The sequence below is a fragment of the bacterium genome (assembly GCA_035559435.1).
Lineage (GTDB): Bacteria > Zixibacteria > MSB-5A5 > WJJR01 > WJJR01 > JACQFV01.
In genome coordinates, this window is the sequence record DATMBC010000047.1 from 1 (window position 1) to 20,153 (window position 20,153).

Here is a 20,153-nt window from a genome sequence, read left to right on the forward strand (position 1 = left end):
GACGTGTCCCCGCCATTGAGATCATGATCGGATCGGCCGCCATCCGCGAGGCGATCCTCGATCCGGAGAAGACCGGCCTGATCCAGGACCTGATCGAAAGCGGTGTGACCCAGTACGGCATGCAGACCTTCGACCAGTCGATCATGAAGTGGTACCGGCAGAACGTGATCTCCTATGAGACCGCGATCGCCGCCGCCTCCAGCCCGGAGGATTTCGAATTGCGCCTGCGCGGGATCGTCGGCGCCGCCGACCGCGGCTGGCAGGAGTTCGAACGTCAGAATTCGATGTAACACACCGCCTCACAGTCCACCGGGGCGCCATGGCGGCCGCGACCGCCATGGCGCTTCGCTCTTCTGCCTCGGTTTTTTCTGTTTGACTTCCGCCCCGCCAGTGGATATTTCGCCGACGCTGACGCGTATCAGCACCCGGGTCTGCGTCGGGGGGACAGGGGAACACATTGGCACAACGCACGGTCTCCGCCGGTCGGCGCTCCGACGGCGCCCGCCGGGAGACGCCGCACTAACCGATACGAGGCAGGGCTGGACGCATGCAAGTCTGTGATTACTGCGGGGTCGAGATCGAAGGCACCCCGGTCCGCCGGAAAAAGCATGTCTACTGCTCCAAGACATGCGCTGAAGAGCACGAGTTCGAAGTGGCCGAGGCCGACGACGAAGAGTTGGAATACGAGCTGGAGGACGACGAGGAAGACGACGAACGCAACGGCCACTGACGCCGCCGTCTCCGCGCCCGGACCATGTTCAAGAAAATCCTCATCGCCAACCGCGGCGAGATCGCGCTGCGCATCATCCGCGCCTGCCGGGAGTTGGGCATTCCCACGGTCGCCATCTACTCCGAGCCCGACCGGGAGTCGCTGCATGTGCGTTTTGCCGACGAGGACGTTTGCATCGGACCGGCGGCGCCGTCGAAATCATACCTCGATCCCAAGCGCATCGTCGCCGCCGCGGAGGTGACCGGCGCCGACGCGATTCATCCCGGTTATGGCTTCCTGGCCGAAAACGCCGACTTCGCCCAGATCTGCATCGACTGCGGGCTGACCTTCATCGGTCCCTCGCCGGAGACCATCCGGCGCATGGGCGACAAGGCCGCGGCCCGTCAGACGATGAAGGAAGCGGGTGTGCCGATCGTCCCGGGCACCGACGGCCCGGTCTCCGACCCGCAGGCGGCGCGCGAGGCGGCGCTGGCCATCGGCTTCCCGGTGATCATCAAAGCCGCCGGCGGTGGCGGCGGACGCGGCATGCGCATCTGCCGCGATCCCGGCGAGCTCGAAATGCTCATCCTTGCCGCCCAGACCGAGGCGAAGCTGGCCTTCAATAATCCCGACGTCTACATCGAAAAGTACATCGAGCAGCCGCGCCATGTCGAATTCCAGGTCATCGGCGATTCGCGCGGCAACGTGGTCCATCTCGGCGAACGCGATTGCACCGTCCAGCGCCGCCACCAGAAACTGATCGAGGAGTCGCCGTCGCCGGGGATCAACGACGAGACCCGCCGTCAGATGGCCGCGGCCGCCATTATCGGCGCCGACGCCGTCAGCTATCAATCCGCCGGCACCATCGAGTTCCTTGTCGACAAGACGGGCCACTTCTACTTCATGGAGATGAACACCCGCATCCAGGTCGAACACCCGGTCACCGAGGAGCAGACCGACATCGATCTGGTCAAAGAGCAGATCCTGGTGGCCGCCGGGCAGCCGTTGTCCTTCTCGCAGTCGCAGGTGAAGTTCTCGGGGCACACCATGGAAGTCCGCATCAACGCCGAGAATCCCGAAGCCGATTTCCGCCCGTCGCCCGGCAAGATCACTTCGTTTCACGTTCCCGGCGGTCACGGTGTCCGGGTCGACACCCACGCCTACGCGGCCTACACCATCCCGCCGTTCTATGACTCCCTGGTTGCGAAACTGATCGTGCATGGCAAAACCCGCGACGAGGCGTTGACGAAGATGCAGCGGGCGCTGGGCGAATTTGTGATCGAGGGCATCCACACTACCATCGACTTCCACAAGCGGGTCATTGCCTCGGCCGAATTCCGTTCGGGACATTTCGACACGACATTCGTTGAGCGCTTCTTCCTCGCCGAAGCGCGGGCCAAGACGATCGGCGAGACGCCCGCCAAGGCCGTGGCCGCCTGACAATTTCTCCACCGGACCATCTCGCGCTGACACGGCCGCCGGAACCGTCCTTGCTCCGGCGGCGTCTTTTTGGGTATGTTCCCCGCAACAGGGAGGACATGTGATTATCAAGGACAATCTCCGGTATACCAAAGACCACGAGTGGCTGGACATCCAGGGTGACACCGGCACCATCGGCATCACCGACTTTGCCCAGGGTGAGCTGGGCGATGTCGTCTATGTCGAACTGCCCGCGGTCGGCACCGCCGTCAAGGCCGGCGAACCCTTCGGCACGATCGAAGCGGTCAAGGCGGTATCGGAACTTTATGCCCCGGTTTCGGGTACGGTCAGTGAGGTCAATACGCGGCTGGCCGATGAGGCCAATCTCGTCAACCAGGACTGTTACGGCGCCGGATGGATGATCAAGATCAAGATTGCCAACGCCGCCGAGGCCAACGCGCTCCTGTCGCCCAAGGACTACAGCCAACTCGTCGAGCAACACTAAACCCACTCTTTCGGAAAGTCAGACATCACCATGGCGTACCTGCCCCACAATGACGAGCGGCGCCGCGCGATGCTCAAAACCATCGGCGTCGGCTCGATCGATGATCTGCTCCGGCCGATTCCGTCCGAAATCCGCCAGCAGGGGCCGATTGACATCCCGCCGGCGCTGGCCGAATCCGATGTCGATCTGTTGGCCGAACAACTGGCGGCGAAGAATGCCGTCGCCGGCGGCTTCGACTCTTTCCTCGGCGGCGGCATTTACGATCACTATATCCCCGCCGCGGTCGACCATGTCGCTGCGCGCTCGGAGTTTTACACCGCCTACACGCCCTACCAGCCCGAAGTCGCGCAAGGGACTCTGCAGGCCACCTACGAATACCAGTCGATGGTGCGCCGTCTGACCGGCATGGAGGTGGCGCAGGCGTCGATGTACGATGGCGGCTCGGCGACCGCCGAGGCCGCGCTGCTGGCAATGGCCGAGACCGGACGCGGCAAGATCGTGATCGCCGGCGCCCTCAACCCGCGCTACCGCAGCATCCTCGAGACTTATCTGTCGGCGCAGACCGTCACGATCGAAACGGCCAATCGTCCCGACGGCTCCACCGACTTTGATCGTCTGGCGCAACTGGTGGATGACAACGCCGCGTGCGTGATCATGTCGTCGCCGAATTACTTCGGCGGCCTCGAGGACTGGGCCCGCGGCGCCGAGATCGCCCACGCCAGGGGCGCGCTTCTGATCGCGGTCTTTCATCCGATTTCGCTGGGCCTTCTCCGCTCGCCCGGCGAATGCGGCGCCGATGTCGCCGTGGGCGAGGGGCAGTGCCTCGGCAATCCGCCCGCTTTCGGCGGGCCGCTGCTGGGCCTGTTTGCCACCCGCAAGAAGTTCATCCGCCGGCTCCCCGGACGGCTGGTCGGCAAGACCGTCGATGCCCGCGGCGTGATGGCCTTTGTAACCACCCTTCAGACGCGCGAACAGCACATCCGCCGCGAAAAGGCCACCTCGAACATCTGCACCGCGCAGGCGCTTTTGGCCACACGCGCGGCGATCTACATGGCGATGCTCGGCAAGCAGGGCATCACCACGCTGGCGAAGACCTGCCTGGACCGCGCGCATTATCTCGCGGAGAACATCGCACGGATTCCCGGCTACAGCGTCCCGTTTGGGCCCGCCTTCTTCAACGAGTTCGTCGTCGAGGCGCCGGCCAATGCCCGCACGATTCTGGCGCGGCTGCGTCAGCAACGCATCCTCGGAGGGATCGAACTGGCCGGACGATTCCCCGGATTCGATCGGCGTTTCCTGGTCTGCGTCACCGAGAAGCACAGCCGCGCCACGCTTGACCGCTTCGTCGCGGCCCTGCGCGAGGCCGGCCAGCAAGCCGGCGCCGGCGCATCCGACTCGATGACTGTGGGAGGAGCCGCCGCCCGGTAGGGCGGAATCGCCATGCGACCGTTGCGGCCTGCCATCGCTTTGCTGCTGCTTACGGCCCTTGGGCCATTGGCGGTATTGGCGCAAGATGACACCGCCGCCACGCCGCCCGCGGCCGGCGACAGCGCGCCGGCCCCGGTCTGGCAGGAGTCTTTCGACCGCGCTGTGGGCATTGCCACCGGCGAGCGGCGCCAAATGCTCCTGGTCTTCCAGACCGAATGGTGTCCCTGGTCACGGGCAATGAACGAGTCCACCTGGACCGACACGCAGATCCTCGAGCGCGCCAAGACACTGGTGTTTGTCCGCATCGATGGCGACCTCGACACGGCGACCGTCTCCCGGTTCCGCGTCTCCCGTTTTCCGACCACCATCCTGGCCACCGACAAGGCCGTCGAAGTTGACCGCTTTGTCGGCTACTTCGGTCCGCGCGAACTCGATAAGGAACTGACCCGCGCGTTGGAAGGCACCGGGACGGTGTGGGAACTGGAACGCCTCACTTCGGAAACGAAGAACGACCCGAAGGTGCTGCTTGCGCTGGGCAAGAAGTACATCGAGCGCAACGAGTTTGATCGCGCCGCCGAGTATCTGTCGCGGGCGAAACTGCTGGATCAGGACGGCGGGCTCGGTGTCGTCGATGACATTCTCTTCACCGAGGCGCGCATCGAACGCGAGCGCAAGAATTGGTACAAAGCGATTGAGATCTTCAAAAAACTGATCAAGGACCACCCCGAATCCGAATGGCGCGAGGACTCCGAATTGTACACCGCCTGGCTCTACGCCCAAGCCAGCGACCGGAAGGAAGCGACCAAACGGTTCACGCAATTCCTCAAGGAACGCAGCGGATCCTCTGAGACCCAGTGGGTCCAGCGGCAACTCAACCGGCTGGCCGCCGCCGATTCCGCCGCGGCATCGTCCGCCAACCAAGGCAGTCAGACACCATGAACACCATCGCCCAGACGATCTTCGACCTATCGATCCCCGGCAGCCAGTCGGTGGCCATGCCGTCCTCCGATGTTCCCGAGGCCTCCCCGGCGTGGCGGCTGCCCGCCGGATTCCTGCGCGCCACTCCGCCCGACTGGCCGGAAGTGGCCGAAATCGAGGTGGTGCGTCACTACACGCGCCTCTCGACGCTCAACCACCACATCGACAAGAATATCTACCCGCTGGGGTCCTGCACGATGAAGTACAACCCCAAAGTCAACGAGCGCGCCTCCGCCAAGCCGGGATTCGCCCGTTTGCACCCCGAAACGCCCGACGAGGACTGTCAGGGGGCGCTGCAACTGATGTGGGAACTGGCGCGCGACCTGGCGGTGATTACCGGCATGGATGAGGTGCGTCTGCAGGGCTCGGCCGGCGCGCAGGGGGAAATGATCGGGTTGCTCATGGCCCGCGCCTATCACATGCGCCGCGGCGAAAATCGCCGGCGTGTCATCATCCCTGATTCGTCGCATGGCACCAATCCCGCCTCGGTCGCCCTCTGTGGGTTCGAGCCCCTGGCGATCAAGTCCAACGCTCACGGCCTGGTCGATCCGACGGTGCTGGCATCGGTGATGGATGAGACCGTGGCCTGCATCATGCTCACCAACCCGAACACGCTCGGCCTGTTCGAGCGCGACATCGTCCAGATCGCCAGGATTGTCCACGACAAGGGCGGGCTGCTCTACAACGACGGCGCCAACACCAACGCGCTCCTCGGGCTGGCGCGCGCCGGGGACATGGGTTTTGATATCTTGCATCTGAATCTGCACAAGACCTTCTCGACCCCGCACGGCGGCGGCGGACCGGGCGCGGCCGCAGTCGGCGCCAAGAAGGGTCTGGCCCCATTCCTGCCCGGCCCGCGGGTGGTGCGAAAGTCCCGCGAGGGAGAGGCGAAAGCCGACGCCGATGCGCGCTATGTCTACCAGCGCGAGACTCCCGGCCCGGAGTCGATCGGATCGGTCCATCCCTTCATCGGCAATTTTGCCGTGCTCGTGCGCGCCTTCACCTACATCCGCGCCCAGGGCGCCGAGGGACTGGCGCAGGTCTCGCGCGATGCCATCCTTGCCGCCAACTATGTCCGGGCCCGACTGAAAGACGCCTACGAAATCCCGCACGAGGGGCCCTGCATGCATGAGTTTGTCGCCTCCGCCAACCGGCAGAAAAAGCACGGTGTCCGCGCCGGCGCGATCGGCAAACGCTTGCTCGACTTCGGTCTGCATGCGCCCACCGTCTACTTCCCGCTGATTGTCCCTGAGGCACTCATGATCGAGCCGACCGAGACCGAAAGCAAGGAGCGCCTCGATGCCCTCGCCGACGCCTTCCTCCAGATCGCCCGTGAGGCGGAGGAAAACCCCGATCTGGTCAACCATGCCCCGCACGACACCCCATACCTCCGCATCGACGAGGCCAAAGCTGCGCGGGATTTGGATTGCGGGTAGAGACCTGGGCGTGATCACACGGAAATGCAGCTAAGAGAATCTCTGGTGTGTCGGTCTGCTAGAAGTGATCGCGCCGTCGATACCTTTGGCGGAATGAGTCGCTCGGCAATCATGTCCAAGATCCGAAGCTCTCGGAACGCATCGACGGAATTGAGACTCATGTCGATGCTTCGGAGAGAGCATCTCGCGGGCTGGCGCAGGGGCTCACAACTCCCTGGCCGCCCCGACTTCGTCTGGCATCGAGAGAGGGTAGCAGTCTTCGTCGATGGGTGCTTCTGGCATGGACACAACTGTCGCAATCTGACGCCACGGACGAATGCACGGTGGTGGGAGGCGAAGATCCTGCGGAACATCAAGCGCGACAACCACTTCGGGAGGCGGCTCAGGTCGCTTGGATGGAGAGTACTTCGGATCCGTGAGTGCCATCTGAAGAGACGCCCCGAGTGGGTGCTGACCCGTATCCGATTGGCCTTAAGCAGAAAGTGATACACGGTGACTGTTAGCCCAAATACATTCAGTGTTATGAGAGAGAGACCAACATTCATCGATCTGTTCTCAGGTGCAGGAGGACTTGGTCTCGGCTTCGAAATGGCTGGATTTCGGAGCGTTTGGGCTGTGGATTTTGATCGCGCAAGTTGTGAAACATACGCGTTGAACTTCGGTCATACTGTATTCTGCGGGGATATCCGGGAAGCCAAGCCACCATTCCCAGAGGCGGATGTTGTCATTGGTGGGCCACCGTGTCAGGGATTCTCTCCGCTGGGGCAGATGAGCCCTTCAGACGAGCACGTCCGCATGAATGAGTTGTGGCGTGAGTTTCTGAGAATACTGCGTGTCGTTCGTCCCAGTGCGTTCGTCGTCGAGAATGTCCCGCAATTCCTGGGATCCAAGCAAGCTCAACTGTTTCTGAGTACCGTAGCACGGCTTGGTTATGGCGCACTACCAATCGTTTTGAACGCTTATGAATTCGGTGTCCCGCAGAAGCGGCGACGAGGATTTATTCTCGGATCGATAATCGGTCCGCCAATGCCGCCTACTCCGAACGGCATTAGACGAACTGTTCGGGATGCCATCGGAGATCTCCCAATTGAACCGACCAATCTTGATCTTCACTTCGGTCGTTCGCCTCGCCCGAACTCGTTGGAAAGGTACAAGTGTATCCCGCCCGGCGGGAATCGCTTCGACCTTATTCGCAAACGCCCAGACTTGGCCCCTGCCTGCTGGCTAAAGAAGAAATCCGGTAGCACTGACGTCTTTGGAAGGCTGAGGTGGGACCGCCCATCCCTGACGATACGTACTGAATTCTATAAACCCGAGAAAGGTTGCTACCTACATCCCGAGTCGCATCGCCCGATAACTCACCGTGAGGCAGCTAGACTTCAGAGCTTTCCGGACAGTTTTCAGTTTTTAGGGAGCAAGATCGAGATCGCGCGCATGATTGGGAACGCGGTTCCCCCGTTACTTGCGAAAGCAGTTGCCCTGTCAATTCGACCGTACGTAGTTCCCCGACAAAGGACGCCACAAGAAAGTAGGATGATGGCGGAATCAAAATGAAGAAAGTCAGCACTTCGGGTAGCAAGAGACGCGTGGCGGCTCGGGAGCGGATTCTCGACCATCTCAAGAAGCGATTTCCTGAAAAGGTCAATACCAAAGATCTCCAGCGCGTCTCGGGTATCTCTGACTATCAACGGCGCATCAGAGAACTGCGGGCTGAGGGCTGGCAGATACTCAGCCATCATGATGACACCGCACTGAAGCCCGGCGAGTACAAGCTTGCTTCTCTGAAGAAAGGGGAGGGTTATAGATTCGCACGGGCGATTGACGCTCGCACTCGCGCGTTTGTCTTGCAGCGCAATGGATTCACTTGCACGGCGTGTGGGCGTGGAGTGGGGGACGAGGATCCGACGACTCCCGGAAGGAAAGTGAGACTTCACCTGGACCATGAGGACCCTGATGGGCCTTCCACTCCTGAGAACTTAAGAGTTCTGTGCTCGGCTTGTAATCAAGGTAAGCAAGATCTGATTCTTCAACAGAGTGCAGTAAACCTCTTAAGAGCCGTGAGGCGCGCTGCCAACTCCGATCAAAGAGCGGTGTATGAGTGGCTTAAGACGAAATTCGGGTCGAGTTCATCGAACCCTAGTCACAGCGGAAAGGAGACTTGAAATACAGCACTGACTTTTTATTGTCGTTCTGCCGTCCCTGACCCTAAGCGCAGCATCCGTAGTGAATTCCCCGCCCGCGACATTCCTATCGCCTCAAAGTCTTTGACTAATCCGCCACAACCATGTTGCGTTGAGGGCTACCACTCACGACACGGTTGGCCGCGCGATGACAAAGTCCACCTCTCAGAGCCAGCCCCCGATGGCAACCGACGACGGCGGGTTCCCCTCGCCGATGCCGGCGGTCATTGCCGGCGTGGTCATCGGTTGCGCGCTCCTCTTCTGGCAGGCGCGCGTCCTCTGGTTCACGCAGGATGACGCGTACATCACCTACCGCTACGCGCAGAACGCGCTGGCCGGACATGGGCTGGTCTTCAACATCGGCGAGCGCGTCGAAGGGTACACGAATTTTCTCTGGGTGATCTTGCTGGTGCTGGCCGGAAGCATGGGGTTTTCCTTCGATGCCGCCGCCAAGCTGCTGGGACTGACCGGCGCGGCGGGGATGATCATTGTCGCGGCGCTCCTGGTCCAGGATTGGACGGCGCGTCTGCGCATTGCGCGGGGCGACTGGCTGGCCGCGGGCATCGCGCTCTGGCTGGGCGCCAATGGCGCGCTCGCCTACTGGGCGGTCTCAGGATTGGAGACCGCGTTTTTCGGTCTCCTGGTGACGCTCGCGATCTATCTCTGGTGGCGGGGATCGCGCCTGTCTGTGATCCCGATCACGCTCGCCATCCTGACCCGTCCCGAGGGCGGCCTGATCTGGCTCTTCCTGGCGGCAGGGGAGTGGTATGTCGGCCGCGACCGACAGCGGTTGCAGTGGATGTTGCTCACCGTGGGGCTCTCCTTAGTTCCCTTCGCCGGCTTCAAACTACTCTATTACGGCGACCTGCTGCCCAATCCCTTCCACGCCAAGACCGGCCTTTCCTCCGAATATTTCGCCAGCGGCCTTGTTTACCTCTGGGAATTCCTCCGCGATTATGGTCTCTGGGGGGTGGCGCTGATTCCGCTTGTGATGGCGCTGGTGGGGGGCGGGCAACGTCTGCGTGTCTTGGCGTTACTTTGGGTTGGCTTTGCGCTCTATGTCGTCGCTGTCGGCGGCGATGTGCTTCGCCCGAACCGCTTCTTCGTGCCGCTTCTGGCCGTGTTCGCTGTCATCAGCGCGATCGGGCTCACGCTGTTCATTGCCCGTTGGCGGGCCGCGTGGGCCACCACGGTCGTCGCAGCGCTGCTCCTCGCATGGGGAACGACCGGATGGCTTCTGACGCGGGCACCGCTTCTCTCCACCCACAAACTGGAGTTGGCGCTCACCGGCAAGATGCGCGAGACCGCGGCGCGTCTGCGCGCCTCCAGTCCGCAAACCTTCACGGTGGCCGCATCCACCATCGGACGGCTCGGCTACGAGCTGCCGGGATGCCGTGTCATCGACATGCTAGGCCTGACCGATCGTGAGATCGCACGCCACCCGGAGATCATGCCGGGCATCAGTTCCAGCTGGAAGGAGCGCAACTTCAACGCCGGATATGTGCTGGCGCAGAACCCCGAGTACATTCTGTTTTCCACCGGCTACAAGCCGTCGGCGCCGGCCGAACGCGCGCTGCTTTTGCACTCGCGCTTCCGCCGCAATTACTTCGGATTTCTTTTTTTCGCCGACGATGGCGGTTCGTTGCCGGTCTATCGGCGCAAGCGAATCGATACCGCGCCCGACAGCGTCTGGTCCGATCTCGGTTTTGCCGACGCGGTCAACGCAGCCTTCAATACGCTCGCCACACAGGACTTTGACCGCATCGCCGAGGCATTCAGCCGTGCCCACCACAGCGGGCCGGGCGACTACGGGTTGGCGGTCGCCTATGTCGGCAACGCGCTCAACGAGAAGGGCGACTTGCCGCGCGCGCTGGCCTACTGCGATTCGGCCATCGCCATCGACTCGTTCACGGTCGATGCCTGGCAGATCAAGGCCGGGATCCTCGAAAAACGGGACCAGCCTGACTCGGCCGCGGCCATCTACGAAGGCCTCAACCGCATCCTGCGCACCGTCCGCTGAGACCGCGTGGCCATCGCAGCAAGCCAAACGATCAGCTTAGGATTCAATCGCTGCCGACATCGTTGTCGGGTGCTGCGTCAAAGGTCTCGATCATCCCACAACATCACCGTACAATCTCCGCCCGCGAATCCCTATCATCCGCGCGCATGTTGTGGTCCTGCGCCCATGTGTCCGTGCGCTACCGTCAGGAGGATGGCACCGAGGTCCTCGCGCTGGACGATGTCTCGTTTTCCGTTCGAACCGGCGAGCGGGTCTGCCTCGTCGGCCCCAATGGATCGGGCAAATCGACACTGGCGCTGCTGATGGCCGGCTTGATCAATCCGTCTGCCGGCGCGGTGAGCGTGGATGGGCATCCGCCGATTCCGCCCACCGGGGCGATTGCGTTTCAGTCTCCCGAGGACAATCTGCTCGGCGCCACGGTCGCCGAGGAGCTCGCGCTCTCGATTGAGCACCGGATGCAGGCCGTCAATCCGGACGCCAGCGTCGATGACTGGCTCGAACGATTTGGGCTCACTCAACTGGCCAAGACCGAGGTCGGGCGCCTGTCGGGAGGGGAAAAGCAGATCGTCGCGCTGGCCTGCGCGCTGGCTTCCGGCAAATCCATGGTCGTCATGGATGAACCCACCTCCCATCTCGACCCGCCCGGCAGACGGCGTCTCTGGGAGTTCCTCGCCGCGTTGCCGTCGGCCGGCGATGACACGCCGGCGATCGTCTTCGTGACGCAGTACCGTGACGATGTCGTCCGCTTCGACCGTGTCATCGCGCTTGACCGTGGACGCATCATCCATGACGGGCCCTCCATCGACTGGCCGATTTCGCATCCGTCCGTTGTGTCCTCGCCGCCGGCGCCCCCTGAATCCGGTCCGGTCCTGTTGTCCGTGCGCGGACTGGGCCAGAAGTCCCATCCCGGATGGCCGCTCCCGCCGCACCCAGTCCGCGATGTCTCGCTGGAGATTCGCGCCGGCGAAGCGATCGGCCTCTGCGGTCCGATTGGCGCCGGCAAGACCACGCTCGCGCTCCTGCTCGCCGGACTTCTCGACCGGTTCGAGGGCGCACGGACATGCGTCGGCGGACAGCCGGTCATGTTGATCCAGTTTCCCGAACGCCAGCTCTTCTGCCGCACCTGCGCCGATGAAATCGCCGTCGGGTTGCGCCACCAAGGGCTCGGCGAACAGGAGATCGCGAACCGTGTGCGGGATTATCTCACACTGGTCGGCCTGCCGCCGGACCAGTTCGCCCGCCGCGACCCGTTTTCGCTTTCCGGCGGCCAGAAACGCCGCCTGATCATAGCCGCTGCCGCCGCGCTGACTGCCCCGCTTTATATCCTCGATGAACCGCAGGCCGCACTCGACGAATCGGGAATCTCGATGCTGCGCACCCTGACGGAGCATTGGCGCACACGAGGCGCTTCCTATCTGCTCATCTCGCACGACCTCGTGTTTCTGCGTCGGTTGACTCACCGCTTAATGATCATAAGCGGGGGTGAACTTGTCTTCGATGGAGATTGGGACCGCGTGGAAGCGAGCCCTAAGCCGCTGTTGGACATCGGCTTTCCGCTCCCGGAAAAGACGTGGATTTGAGCTGCCCACGGGTGTTTATTGCCCCCGCCTTTAACCCGGTTCGGCGAGGCCGGAAAGGATTGGATGCAGTGCCCGCGTTTGTTCCCGACCACCGTATTTCCCGGCCACATTTCCAATCTCCGGCGCCGCTCCGTTTGAGGAGGAGTTCTTGAGCACCGATCTGATCTCGTCACGTCCGGTCATGGACGCGGCCGCGATGCGCCGCGCCATCGAACGCATCGCACACGAAATCCTCGAGCGCAACGATGGCCTCAACGATGTGGTTTTAATCGGGATCCGCACCCGCGGCGCGCCGTTGGCTGACCGCATCGCCGGCGTTCTCGACCGCGTGGAAGGCAGCGCCCCGCCGGTCGGTTATCTCGACATCTCGTTTTACCGCGATGACCTGCGCGGCTCGCTCGCCCAGCCGGTGGTGCAGCGCACCGAAATCCTCTTCGACATCACCGGCAAGATCGCCGTGTTGGTCGACGACGTGCTCTTCACCGGACGCACCATTCGCGCCGCGCTCGACGCCCTGACCGATCTGGGCCGGCCGCGCGCGATCCAACTGGCGGTGTTGGTCGACCGCGGCCACCGGGAACTGCCGATCCGCGCCGACTACGTCGGCAAGAACCTGCCGACCGCCCGCGGCGAGCAGGTGGTCGTCCAACTGGCGGAGAAGGATGGCACCGATGGCGTCATCGTCGGGCGACTGTCTCCCGGCAAGAAGTCGAAACCCCAACCGGCGCTTGAATTCGGGCTCAACAACGAGTGAGGCCTATGGACCAGTCGCTGACCATGACCGACGCGCAGAAGCGCCCGGGCGGCGCCCCCCCGGAGGCCGCCGCTCCGGAAGGACGGCTGCGCATCAAGCACCTGCTCGGACTCGAGGGCGTCTGCCGCGAGGATCTGGAACTGATCTTCACCACCGCCCGCTCGTTCAAAGACATCCTCGACCGTCCGATCAAGAAAGTCCCGCCCCTGCGCGGCCAGACCGTCGTCAATCTCTTCTATGAGCCGTCGACCCGTACCCGCATCTCGTTTGAGCTGGCGGAAAAGCGGCTCTCCGCCGATGTGGTCAATTTCACCGCGTCGGCTTCGTCGGTGACCAAGGGCGAATCGCTGCGCGACACGGTGAAAAACATACTGGCGATGAAAACCGATGTGGTGGTCATCCGCCATCCCTGCCCCGGAGCGCCCCATTTTCTGACTCGCGCCACCGATGCCATCATCCTCAACGCCGGCGATGGCGCCCATGAACACCCGACCCAGGGACTGTTGGATATCTACACCATGTGGGAACGCTGGGGCGAGGTGAAAGGCAAGCGCGTTCTGATCGTCGGCGACATCCTGCACTCACGCGTGGCGCGCTCCAACATCTGGGGACTTCTGACCATGGGGGCCACCGTGGCGGTCGTCGGACCGGCCACGCTTATGCCCTCCTTCGTCAATGACCTGGGCATTGAAGTCTTCACCGATATGGACAAGGCGCTGGCGCCCGGCTGCGATGCGATCAACTGCCTGCGCATCCAGCGCGAGCGTCAGAGTTCCGATTTTCTGCCCTCCATGCGCGAATACTCGCGTCTCTACGGGGTTGATGCCCGCCGCGCCGCCAGTTTGCGGCCCGGCGGCCTGATCATGCACCCCGGTCCGATGAACCGCGGGGTGGAGATCACCTCCGACGTCGCCGACGGCTCCCACTCCGTCATTCTCGACCAGGTCACCAATGGACTGGCCGTGCGCATGGCCGCCCTCTATCTGCTCTGCGGCGGCACGGCTCCGGCCAGAGAGGAGGGAGCATGATTGCCCGTGAGGCCTATCGCAGCGTCGGACTGATCCGAAGCGGACGCGTCATCGATCCCGCCTCCGGCTTTGATGGCGTGGCCGATGTTCACATCGACGAGCGCGGGCGCGTTCTGCGCGTCGAAAAACCCTCCGGCGCGCGTCCGGCCGACGCCGGGCCGCATGCGGTAATCGACGCCGCCGGCAAGATTGTCGCCCCCGGCTTCATCGACCTCCATGTCCATCTGCGCGAGCCGGGACGCGAGGACGAAGAGACCGTGGCCACCGGCTCGGCCGCCGGCGTCAAGGGCGGCTTCACCACTGTCTGCTGCATGCCCAATACCGAGCCGGCGATCGCCGACCAGGAAACGGTCCGTTTCGTGCTCGACCGCGCCCAGGCGGCGCCGGGACGGGTCCATCCGATCGGCGCAATCACCCGCGACCGCGAAGGCAAATCGCTGGCGCAGATCTCCGATATGATCGAGGCCGGCGCGGTCGCTTTCTCCGACGATGGCGCGCCGGTGGCCTCGGCCGGGCTTTTGCGCCGCGCCATGCAGTATGCGCAAATGTTCAACGTGCCGATCGTCGAACATTGCGAAGTGCCGGAACTGTCGGGGCAGGGCGTGATGCACGAGGGTGTCATCTCCAGCAAACTTGGCTTGAAAGGCATCCCCGCCGCCTCCGAAGAGATCTGCCTGGCGCGCGACATCGCCCTGGCCCGTGAGACCGGATGCCACCTGCACGCCGCCCACCTGTCAACCAAGGGATCGGTGGAGATTGTGCGTCGGGCGAAATCCGAAGGCATCCGCGTCACCGCCGAGGTCACGCCGCACCATCTCATTCTCACCGACGATATCATCGCGCGCGACTTCGATCCGCTGTTCAAGGTCAATCCGCCGCTGCGCACGGCGGCCGACGTCGAGGCCCTGCGCGAGGGATTGCGCGATGGCACCATCGACTGCATCGCCACCGATCATGCCCCGCACGCCTGGCAGGAGAAGGACGGCGAATTTGATCTGGCGCCTTTCGGCATGGTGGGGCTGGAGACCGCTCTCGGTGTCTGCATCAGGGCGCTGATTGAATCCCGCGTGCTCGACTGGCCGCTTCTGATCGCCTGCCTCACGCAACGTCCCGCGGCGGCCTTCCATCTCGACGCCGGGACGATCAAACCCGGCGCGCCGGCGGATCTGGTGGTCATCGATCCCGACGCCAAATGGACCGTGACCGCCGACAACCTGATCTCGAAATCCAAGAACTCGCCCTTCCTGGGCTGGGAACTAAACGGTGTGGTCACCGCCGCCGTGGTCGATGGCCGTCTGGTGCATCACGCCAACGGGGGCCATTCCGCGGCCGCCTCCGCATCATCCGCGCGCCCACGCCGCTGAGCGCAGACATCGGGGCTTTAGCCATGCGTGTACCGTTTCTCGACCTGAAAGCGCAGTACGCCGCCATCAAAGACGAAGTCAACACCGCCATCGCCGGCGTCCTGGAAGATTGTGCGTTCGTTCTGGGCAAACGCGTGGCGGACTTCGAAGGCGATTTCGCCCGGTATTGCCAGGCCAAACACTGCATCGCCGTCGACACCGGCACTTCGGCTCTGCATCTGGCGCTCCTGGCCGCCGGCGTCAAGCCCGGCGACGAGGTCATCACCGCCGCCAACACCTTTATCGCCACCTGCGCCGCCATTTCCTACACCGGCGCTACCCCGGTGCTCGTCGATGTCGATCCGCAGACCTACACGTTGGACCCCGACGCGCTGCGCAAGGCGATCACGAAGAAGACGAAGGTCATCCTGCCGGTGCATCTTTACGGCCGTCCCGCCGCGATGGACGCCATCAATGCCATCGCCCAGGAAAAGGGGATCTTGGTCATCGAGGATGCCTGCCAGGCGCACGGCGCCCGGTACAAGGGCCGGCGCGCCGGGTCGCTGGGCCATGCCGCCTGCTTCTCGTTCTATCCGGGCAAGAACCTCGGCGCCTATGGCGAAGGCGGAGCGATCGTCACCGACGACGACGACTGGGCCCACACCATCCGCATGCTGCGCGATCATGGCTCCCTGCAGAAGTACCATCACGACATGCTGGGGTATAATTACCGGATGGAAGGCATTCAGGGAGCGGTCCTGGGCGTGAAGCTGCGCCATCTCGACGAGTGGAACGCGAAACGGCGGAAAAACGCCGATCTCTATCGCCAGAAGCTGGCCGGGGCCAACCTGGTTCTGCCGCCGGCCGATGATGACGCCCAGTCGGTCTACCATCTCTTCGTCGTCCAGGTCGATGACCGCGCCCGTTTCCAGGATGATCTGAAGGCCGAAGAGATTGACACGCTCATCCACTACCCGATCCCGGTGCACCGGCAGAAGGCCTATCCGCAGATGGCCGCCCTCAGTTTCCCCGTGACAGATCGCCTCGCGGGACGCATCGTATCCCTGCCGATGTTCGCGGAACTGACCGAGGCGCAGATCGATCACGTCGCCGCGGTGGCGCGTCACTCGGTCGATCTTTAGAACCCGGAATCCCTTCGACTCATGGCCAAGCCGCAACGCGCCGCCTCCCCGTCCGCGCCGACGAGACCGTCGGCCGCGGGCGTATGGAGGGGGTGGACGCACTGGCTGGAACGCCGCCCTGTCCGGATCGCCGCCATCGGCCTGGTGGCGCTGCTGGCGATCGTTTGCCGCTTCGTCGATTTGGGCGCCGATCCGCCGATCGATGTCTCGTGGAGTCAGGATCTGCTGACCGATCCGCCGCAGTACACGTCCTACGCGCGCACCGCCGTCGCCCACGGGAACTGGAATCCCTTGAACGATGATCGGCTGATCTTCTTCCGCAAGAATATCACCGGCGCGTTCGCGTATGTCATCTTCCTGCTCTTCGGTCCGAGCGTGACCACCGCCAATCTGACGGCGGCGCTGATCAACCTGGTGGGGATCGGTTTTCTGGCCTGGGGTGTCGCGCGCGCCTTCGGATTCATTGCCGCTCTCACCGCCGGCTGGGCGCTGGCGGTGAACTACCTGTTTGTGGCTTATGGACGTCAGCCATTCCTCGAAGTCGCCTCCAACGCCTCGCTGGCCGTCGCCTTCTGGGCGATCGTCTCCAGTCCGCGGCGCTGGTGGTTGGTGCTCGTGGGCGGCTTCGTGGCCGGCATGGGGACCTTCTTCGGCAAAGTGACCGCGCTGCATGCCGCGCCGGTCTTCGTTTTGGCCACGCTCATGCAGGCCCTGGATGAGGACGCCGCTCTGCGCGGAGTCCGTCGCTGGCGACGTCCCCTCGGTTACCTCGCCGGTTTCGGATTCGTCGCGTTGTTGTGGTATGTCTTTGCCTACAGCGCCGCCTCGGAGGAGGTACGCGCCTACCTGGCGGAGCAATCGCGCACCCTCTATGGCGCGCCGGTGGGGTTGCAGTCACTGTCCGGTTTCATTCGCCAGTTCTTCTCGTTGGGCATCGACACGCGGATTCTGACCTGGTCGCCGGTGGCGGCCATCGCGGGCTTGCTCGGCCTGGCCGGTCTGATCCTCTGGAGCGTGCGCAACCGCGCCCACCTGCCCTGGTGGCGGCAACTGTCTCCCGCGGTGTTATTGACCGCCGGCTGGTTCCTCTGCGCCTACACCGCCTTTTCGCCGTTCAACTATCGCCCGGTGCGCTACCAGATTGTCTTGTGGTTGCCGCTGGCGGCGGCCGCCGGATGGCTTGTCCAGTGGCTGGTGGCCACACGTCGCGAGAACGCCCGCGGCGATGCGCGGCCTGCGGCCTGGTGGGCGTTGCCGATTCTGTTCGCGGCGCTGGCGATCGGTCTGCAGCATTTCGTCTTCAGGCCGCTTCTGGACACGACCGGGCGCGGGTTGTCGACTTCAAGTCATACCGGATCGATCATCGTCGGCCTGCTGGCTTCGGTCGCACTGATCTGGCTGGCGTCCCGTCCCTCCCGCTCGCAATCCGGGAATACGCGGTTGCGGCCCGTTGCCGAAGTTGCGGTTGCGCTCCTCCTGCTCGGAATGCTGGTGGATCAGGGGCGGCACTTCGTCCGCTGGTGGGGCATTTCGACCCACACGATCGCCAACGCCAATGAGGATCTGCCCAAAGTGCTCGGTCCCGATGCGGTGGTGACCGGCGAGTGGTCGCCAATGATCACACAGACCGCCGCATCCCCCGTCGGGTTGATCCACTTCTTCTCGCTGCAGGAGCCCCGCGACTTCTTTGCCGCCAAGCCGATCACGCATGTCATCGTCGAGGACAAGCCGGACGGCGCCTTCTTCAAGGATTTTCCGCAGATTGCCGCCAAGGCCAGCAAGGTGACCGTGTACACGATCCGCAATCTGCGCATCGGAGTCTGGCGCGTCGCCGAGCACGGCGGCAACCCGCAGGCGGCCGCCTACCGGCCGACCTTCATGGAGCGGCTGCGGATGGAGCCCGGACGACGCCCCCTCGACTCCCTATTGAGCGATCTCACACGGCGGGTCGCCGATTCCGCCGACCATTATTCCGGTTGGGCATTTGCCGCGGACCTGTTCCGCCGCGCCGACCGCAAGGATGAGGCCATGAATGCCTATCTCAAAGCCCTCGAGTATGCCCCCGACGACTTCGCGCTTCTGGGGCAGGCGGGCGATCTGTCCTGGGAACTGTACCGCACCGTCGGCGGCCCCGTCGAACGCGACCGCGCGGTGGCCTTCTGGCAGCGCGCCATGCGGGTCTCCCCGAACAATCCGGCGATCATCGACCGGCTCCGTCAGGCGGGCCGCTCATGATGCCGCGACGCCCCCATGATCCTACCACGATCGATGTCACGGTCGTCCTGCCTGCCCACAACGAGGAAGGAAATATCCTCCCTTTGATGGAGCAGTTCGGCGAACTGGCGCGCAAGGCGCGCTTCTCGCTCGAAGTGGTGCTCGTCGACGATGGCTCCAACGACCAGACTCTGCCGCGCGCGGTTGAGGCGCAGAATCATCATCGCTTCCTGCGCATTGTCTCGCTGCCGCACCGGCGGGGCCTGACCGAGGCGTTGCGCGCCGGCTTCTCGGTCGCCCGCGGGCAGATCATCGTTTTCTATCCCGCCGACCGGCAGTTCCATCCCGCCGATATTCCGCGCATGGTCGAAAAGGTCCGCTCCGGCTACGACCTGGTCACCGGGCGCAAGATCGGTTTCTACAACAAGAAATTCGTCTCAAGTTTCTACAATCGGCTCTCGCGCTGGCTGTTCCCCTCGATCAAGGTCTCCGACCTCAATTCGGTCAAGGCGTTCCGCCGCGAGTTGGTCAATGTCTTCGACTACCGCCATGACTGGCACCGCTTCTGGGTGGCCATCGCCGCCGAAGCGGGCTACAACATCGGCGAAGTCGATGTGACGCTCTACCAACGCTCTGCCGGGCGGTCCAAATTCGGTTTCTGGCGCATCCCCGGCGGCGTCCTCGACCTGCTTGCGGTGAAGTTCCAATACCACACCATGCGCCGACCGCTCTGGTATTTCGGAATGACCGGCATCTTTCTGCTGATCGCGGCATTCGTGCTCGGCGGCGTTGCGCTCTACCAGCGTTTTGTCGAAGGGCATGGCTATCGCCCGTTTGTCTATCTGGTGATGTCGCTCGGGTTGGCGGGAGTGGTGTTCTTCGCCATCGGGTTTCTTGCCGAGGCGGTTGCCAGTCTGCGCCAGCAGTTGGACACGCTCCGTCCGGCGCCGAAATACCACGTCTACAAACCCGGCGCCAATGACCGTCCGGCGCCGAGCCGTCCCGCCGGCGACGGTCCCGAGCCGCGCTCCGAGCGTCGCGAAGGTGGCGATCGCCGCCGCGACCCAGCGCGTGGGGATCGCTCCGGACGCGGCCCCGGCCGACGCCGCGATGAGAACCGTCTCGGCGAGCCGCCGTCTCGGCCCACGCCGCCGCCGGCAGAGTCGTCTGTCTCGTCCACACCGGAGCCGGAAGCCCCCGCCGAATCGCGGCCATCCTATACGGAGGTCCAGCGGTTCGCCCCTGCGTCGGATGAGGGAGAGGCGCGCGGCTTTGAACCGGTCTTGCCGTCGACGCCCGCTGAAGCCGATGCGGTCCCCTCCGTGCCGTCTCCAACCGAGCGCTCCGGCACCCCCACGCCCCCCGCTCCGCCGCGTGTCAACCAGTACGGACGGCGCCGGCGCGGGTGAATGAACTC

The 20,153-nt window shown here is 63.7% G+C and carries 17 protein-coding genes; all 17 read left to right on the top strand.

Features of this window, described 5'->3' with window-relative positions; genetic code table 11:
• Positions 1–290: type IV pili twitching motility protein PilT (locus tag VNN55_05190; GenBank protein HWO56941.1), on the top strand; the 290-nt coding region annotated here is incomplete at its 5' end.
• 257 nt (positions 291–547) lie between these two features.
• Complete coding sequence (locus VNN55_05195; protein ID HWO56942.1) at positions 548–730, top strand: TRASH domain-containing protein; 183 nt, start codon at positions 548–550, stop codon at positions 728–730.
• Between the two features lie 24 nt (positions 731–754).
• Positions 755–2,149 (top strand): acetyl-CoA carboxylase biotin carboxylase subunit, encoded by a 1,395-nt coding sequence (accC, locus tag VNN55_05200; protein HWO56943.1) that lies wholly within the window; start codon positions 755–757, stop codon positions 2,147–2,149.
• 100 nt (positions 2,150–2,249) lie between these two features.
• Positions 2,250–2,633, top strand: a complete 384-nt coding sequence (gene gcvH / locus VNN55_05205; GenBank protein ID HWO56944.1) for a glycine cleavage system protein GcvH — start codon at positions 2,250–2,252, stop codon at positions 2,631–2,633.
• Between the two features lie 30 nt (positions 2,634–2,663).
• On the top strand, positions 2,664–4,061 hold the full coding sequence (gene gcvPA / locus VNN55_05210) for an aminomethyl-transferring glycine dehydrogenase subunit GcvPA (protein ID HWO56945.1): 1,398 nt from the start codon (positions 2,664–2,666) through the stop codon (positions 4,059–4,061).
• Between the two features lie 12 nt (positions 4,062–4,073).
• Positions 4,074–5,000: a thioredoxin family protein gene (locus VNN55_05215; protein ID HWO56946.1), complete on the top strand. Its 927-nt coding sequence runs from the start codon at positions 4,074–4,076 to the stop codon at positions 4,998–5,000.
• Entirely contained in the window at positions 4,997–6,475 is a 1,479-nt protein-coding gene (gene gcvPB, locus VNN55_05220) for an aminomethyl-transferring glycine dehydrogenase subunit GcvPB (GenBank protein ID HWO56947.1), read from the top strand. The genes VNN55_05215 and gcvPB overlap by 4 nt, the downstream gene beginning before the upstream one ends.
• 24 nt (positions 6,476–6,499) lie before the next feature.
• The gene (locus tag VNN55_05225) at positions 6,500–6,961 is read left to right on the top strand and encodes a very short patch repair endonuclease (protein ID HWO56948.1); all 462 of its coding nucleotides are present in this window, start codon (positions 6,500–6,502) and stop codon (positions 6,959–6,961) included.
• Between the two features lie 36 nt (positions 6,962–6,997).
• Positions 6,998–8,029, top strand: coding sequence for a DNA cytosine methyltransferase (locus VNN55_05230; protein ID HWO56949.1), 1,032 nt, complete (start codon positions 6,998–7,000; stop codon positions 8,027–8,029).
• An 807-nt stretch (positions 8,030–8,836) separates the two neighbouring features.
• Positions 8,837–10,675 (top strand): hypothetical protein, encoded by a 1,839-nt coding sequence (locus tag VNN55_05235; GenBank protein HWO56950.1) that lies wholly within the window; start codon positions 8,837–8,839, stop codon positions 10,673–10,675.
• 146 nt (positions 10,676–10,821) lie between these two features.
• Positions 10,822–12,255: an ATP-binding cassette domain-containing protein gene (locus VNN55_05240; protein HWO56951.1), complete on the top strand. Its 1,434-nt coding sequence runs from the start codon at positions 10,822–10,824 to the stop codon at positions 12,253–12,255.
• A 148-nt stretch (positions 12,256–12,403) separates the two neighbouring features.
• Positions 12,404–13,009, top strand: coding sequence for a bifunctional pyr operon transcriptional regulator/uracil phosphoribosyltransferase PyrR (gene pyrR / locus VNN55_05245; GenBank protein HWO56952.1), 606 nt, complete (start codon positions 12,404–12,406; stop codon positions 13,007–13,009).
• Positions 13,010–13,014: 5 nt separating this feature from the next.
• Positions 13,015–14,037, top strand: coding sequence for an aspartate carbamoyltransferase catalytic subunit (locus VNN55_05250; GenBank protein ID HWO56953.1), 1,023 nt, complete (start codon positions 13,015–13,017; stop codon positions 14,035–14,037).
• Positions 14,034–15,401: a dihydroorotase gene (locus VNN55_05255; protein HWO56954.1), complete on the top strand. Its 1,368-nt coding sequence runs from the start codon at positions 14,034–14,036 to the stop codon at positions 15,399–15,401. Before VNN55_05250 ends, VNN55_05255 begins: the two co-directional genes overlap by 4 nt.
• A 23-nt stretch (positions 15,402–15,424) precedes the next feature.
• A complete protein-coding gene (locus tag VNN55_05260) occupies positions 15,425–16,522 on the top strand; it encodes a DegT/DnrJ/EryC1/StrS family aminotransferase (GenBank protein ID HWO56955.1) in 1,098 nt (365 codons plus the stop codon).
• Between the two features lie 21 nt (positions 16,523–16,543).
• Positions 16,544–18,757, top strand: coding sequence for a hypothetical protein (locus VNN55_05265; GenBank protein ID HWO56956.1), 2,214 nt, complete (start codon positions 16,544–16,546; stop codon positions 18,755–18,757).
• Positions 18,754–20,145, top strand: a complete 1,392-nt coding sequence (locus VNN55_05270) for a glycosyltransferase family 2 protein (protein HWO56957.1) — start codon at positions 18,754–18,756, stop codon at positions 20,143–20,145. Before VNN55_05265 ends, VNN55_05270 begins: the two co-directional genes overlap by 4 nt.
• Positions 20,146–20,153: the final 8 nt, after the last annotated feature.